The following is a 3,326-nucleotide window of genomic DNA, read 5'->3' as shown; positions in this document are numbered from 1 at the left end:
CCGCCCGCCACGCCGAGCCGCGCACGGCCGGCACCATGCGGGTCGAGGCCGAGCGGCTGGACGAGTTGCTCGACCGGGTCGGCGAGCTGGTGATCGCCCAGGCCCGGCTGAGCCAGCTCGCCGGCCTGCACGCCGATGCCGGGCTCCAGACCATCGCGGAGGAGATTGAGCGCCTGTCGGCGCAGCTGCGCGACACCACCATGAGCATCCGCATGGTGCCGATCGGGGCGCTGTTCGGCCGGTTCCGGCGCCTGGTCCACGACCTCTCGGGGGATCTCGGCAAGCCCGTGACCTTCGTGACCGAGGGCGAGGAGACCGAACTCGACAAGACCGTGATCGAGCGCCTGGCCGACCCGCTGGTGCACCTGATCCGCAACGCGATCGATCACGGCATCGAGGACCCGGCCCGCCGGGGCGCCTCCGGCAAGGACGCCACCGGGCGGATCACGCTCAGCGCCGAGCATGTCGGCGCCCAGGTCCACGTCACCGTGCGGGACGACGGCGCCGGGCTCGACGTGGCGCGCATCCGCGCCAAGGCCGAGGAGCGCGGGCTGGTCGCCCCCGGCACCCCGCTCACCGACCAGCAGGTCTACCAGTTCCTGTTCGCGCCGGGCTTCTCCACGGCGCAAGCGATCTCGGCGCTGTCGGGCCGCGGCGTCGGCATGGACGTGGTCAAGCGGACCATCGAGGCCCTGCGCGGCTCGATCGACATCGCCACCGCGCCGGGGGCGGGCACCGCCCTCGTGCTGCGCCTGCCGCTGACGCTGGCGATCATCGAGGGCCTGCTGATCCGGGTCGGGGAGGGCCGCTACGTGCTGCCGCTGGCGGCCGTGGAGGAATGCGTCGAGCTGCCCGAGGGCGGGCGCAGCGAGCGCGGCCGGGACTTCCTCAACATCCGCGGCGACCTCGTGCCGTTCCTGCGGCTGCGCAGCCTGTTCGCGGAGGCCGGCGAGCCGGACCCGTACCAGAAGGTGATCATCGTCTCGGTGGGCGAAGCCCGGTTCGGGCTCGTAGCCGACCAGATCCTCGGCAACCACCAGACGGTGATCAAGTCGCTGTCGAAGCTGCACGCCGACGTCACGACCTTCTCGGGCGCCACGATCCTGGGCGACGGCACCGCGGCGCTCATCATCGACCCGGCCCAGCTGATGGCCGGCGGACAGATCGGCGCCGCCCCGGACGGGCCGCGCGAATACCGCGAGGTGGCGTGATGACCGATTTCGTCGAGGCGATCGAGCAGGGCCACGCGCTCCAGGTCGTGATGATGCGGATCGGCACCGAGACCTTCGCGCTCGGGGCCGGGATGGTGCGCGAGATCATCGACCCGATCCCGACCACCCGGGTCGCCGGAGCGCGGCCGCATCTCGGCCACGTGGTGAACGTGCGCGGCAACGTCGTGCCGCTCGCCGACATCCGCGAGCGCTTCGGCATGCCGATGGACGCCGCGACGCCGGACACCCGCTTCGTGGTGATCGAGCTCGATCTCGACGGAGACCCGACCCTGGTCGCGCTGGTGGCCGACAAGGTGTTCGAGGTGACCGCGGTTCCGCTGGAGACCCGCCAGCCCGCGCCCAAGATCGGCACGGCGTGGCGGCCCGAATACATCCGCTCCATTGTGAAGTCCGGAGAAGATTTCGTCATTATTCCGGATATGCAGCAAATATTGAACTGATTGCGCTTGGAGATTATCGATGCGCTTTTCAATCAAGGCCAAGCTCGCGGCCGGGTTCGGGGTCATGCTGATCCTCGTCGGCCTGGCGGGTTGGGTCGGCTATTACAAGCTCGTGAATGCCGACGCGGCCCTGCAATACGTGCTCGGCCGCGCGGACCTGAACACCCTCGTGCAGGAGGCCAAGGCCGATCTGCTCGGCGCCATGTCGCTGACGCGCGCCGCGGTGATCTCAGTCGACGACGACCAGATGGCCGATTTCGCCAAGCAGGCTGCGGAGAAGCGCAACGCCGTCCAGGCGAAGCTGTCCAGGGTCAAGGATCTGATCGACGCCGAGAAGGGCCTGCGGCTCTACGATGAGGCCAAGGAAAGGTTCGAGAAGCAGAAGGTGATCGCCGGGCAGGTCATCACGCTGACCCAGGTCAATTCCAATGTCCGGACCTGGGCCGAGATCGATGGGGTCGGCACCCCGGCGCTGCGGGCGCTGCAGGCGGACCTCGAGGCCGTCTCGGCGAAGGCCGGGGCCGACGCCGGCGTGGCCCGCGCCGTCGCGGCGCTCCAGATCCGGATCGAACGGGCCTGGGGCGGCCTGCAGGCCACCACCGGGGCGACCAGCTACCCCGTTCTGGAGCAGTCTGTGAAAGCCGCGCGGCGGATGGAAGCCGACCTCGCGCCGAGCCTCGACGCGCTGCTCCGCGCCCTGATCGAATCCAAGCGCGGGATGGCCGGCGACCACGCCCAGGGGACGCCCGTCCGACCCGCGTTCGACCTCTGGATCGCCTCGTTCCGGAAGGCCCTGGCCACGGTCGAGAACGGCGCGACCATCCGGGCCGCCGACCTTGCGGCGGGGGATTACGCCGCCGCCAGCACGGGGACGCTCCAGGCCTTCGACGCCCTGGTCCAGTACGAGACCCAGCAGATGGCCGAGACGGCCGAGCGCGCCCGGCTGGAAATGCGCGACGGGCGGACGATCCTGATCGCCACGGTCGCCGGGGCGCTTCTCCTCGGCTTCGTCATCGCCACCTGGCTCGCCGTCTCGATCGCGCGCGGTCTCCTGCGGGCGGTCTCGCTCGCCGAGGCCGTCGCCGTGGGAGACCTCGGCACGACGATCACCGCGACCTCGCGGGACGAGATCGGCGACCTCGTCGCCGCCCTGAACCGCATGACCGCCAGCCTCAACGACACGGCCGCGATCGCCAACGCGATCGCGGCCGGCGACCTCACGGTCGAGGCGCGCCCCCTCTCCGACAGGGACTCGATGGGCCGGGCGCTGCAGACGATGCTGGGCAAGCTCCGGGCCGTGGTGGCCGACGCGTCGGTCGCCGCCGGGAACGTGTCGGCGGGTTCGCAGGAGCTGTCGGCCTCGGCCGAGCAGCTGTCGCAGGGCTCCACCGAGCAGGCCGCCTCCACCGAGGAGGCGTCGGCGTCCATGGAAGAGATGGCCGCCAACGTGAAGCAGAACGCCGAGAACGCCAGCCAGACCGAGACCATCGCGCGGCAATCCGCCAAGGACGCCGAGGCGAGCGGCGCCGCGGTGGGCCGGGCGGTCGACGCCATGCAGACCATCGCGCAGAAGATCACCATCGTGCAGGAGATCGCCCGGCAGACCGATCTGCTGGCCTTGAACGCCGCCGTCGAGGCGGCGTTCAAGGCCAGC

Annotated in this window: 3 protein-coding genes; all 3 read left to right on the top strand. The window is 70.7% G+C overall.

The window, feature by feature from the left end:
* The coding region (locus FV228_RS24210; protein WP_147856895.1) for a chemotaxis protein CheA at window positions 1–1,211 on the top strand (1,211 nt) is incomplete at its 5' end.
* Window positions 1,211–1,672, top strand: a complete 462-nt coding sequence (locus FV228_RS24205) for a chemotaxis protein CheW (RefSeq protein WP_147856894.1) — start codon at window positions 1,211–1,213, stop codon at window positions 1,670–1,672. The genes FV228_RS24210 and FV228_RS24205, both read left to right, overlap by 1 nt.
* 19 nt (window positions 1,673–1,691) lie before the next feature.
* Window positions 1,692–3,326 (top strand): methyl-accepting chemotaxis protein (locus tag FV228_RS24200; protein WP_147856893.1); only part of this gene is annotated, 1,635 nt, incomplete at its 3' end.

This window comes from Methylobacterium sp. WL18 (genome assembly GCF_008040015.1).
GTDB classification, from domain to species: domain Bacteria; phylum Pseudomonadota; class Alphaproteobacteria; order Rhizobiales; family Beijerinckiaceae; genus Methylobacterium; species Methylobacterium mesophilicum.
This window is presented reverse-complemented; position numbering and strand designations above follow the sequence as displayed.

What these genes read in the sequence shown, in the direction of transcription:
- FV228_RS24205 (WP_147856894.1), top strand. Translation starts at nt 1,211, where the DNA reads ATGACCGATTTCGTCGAGGCGATCGAGCAGGGCCACGCGCTCCAGGTC.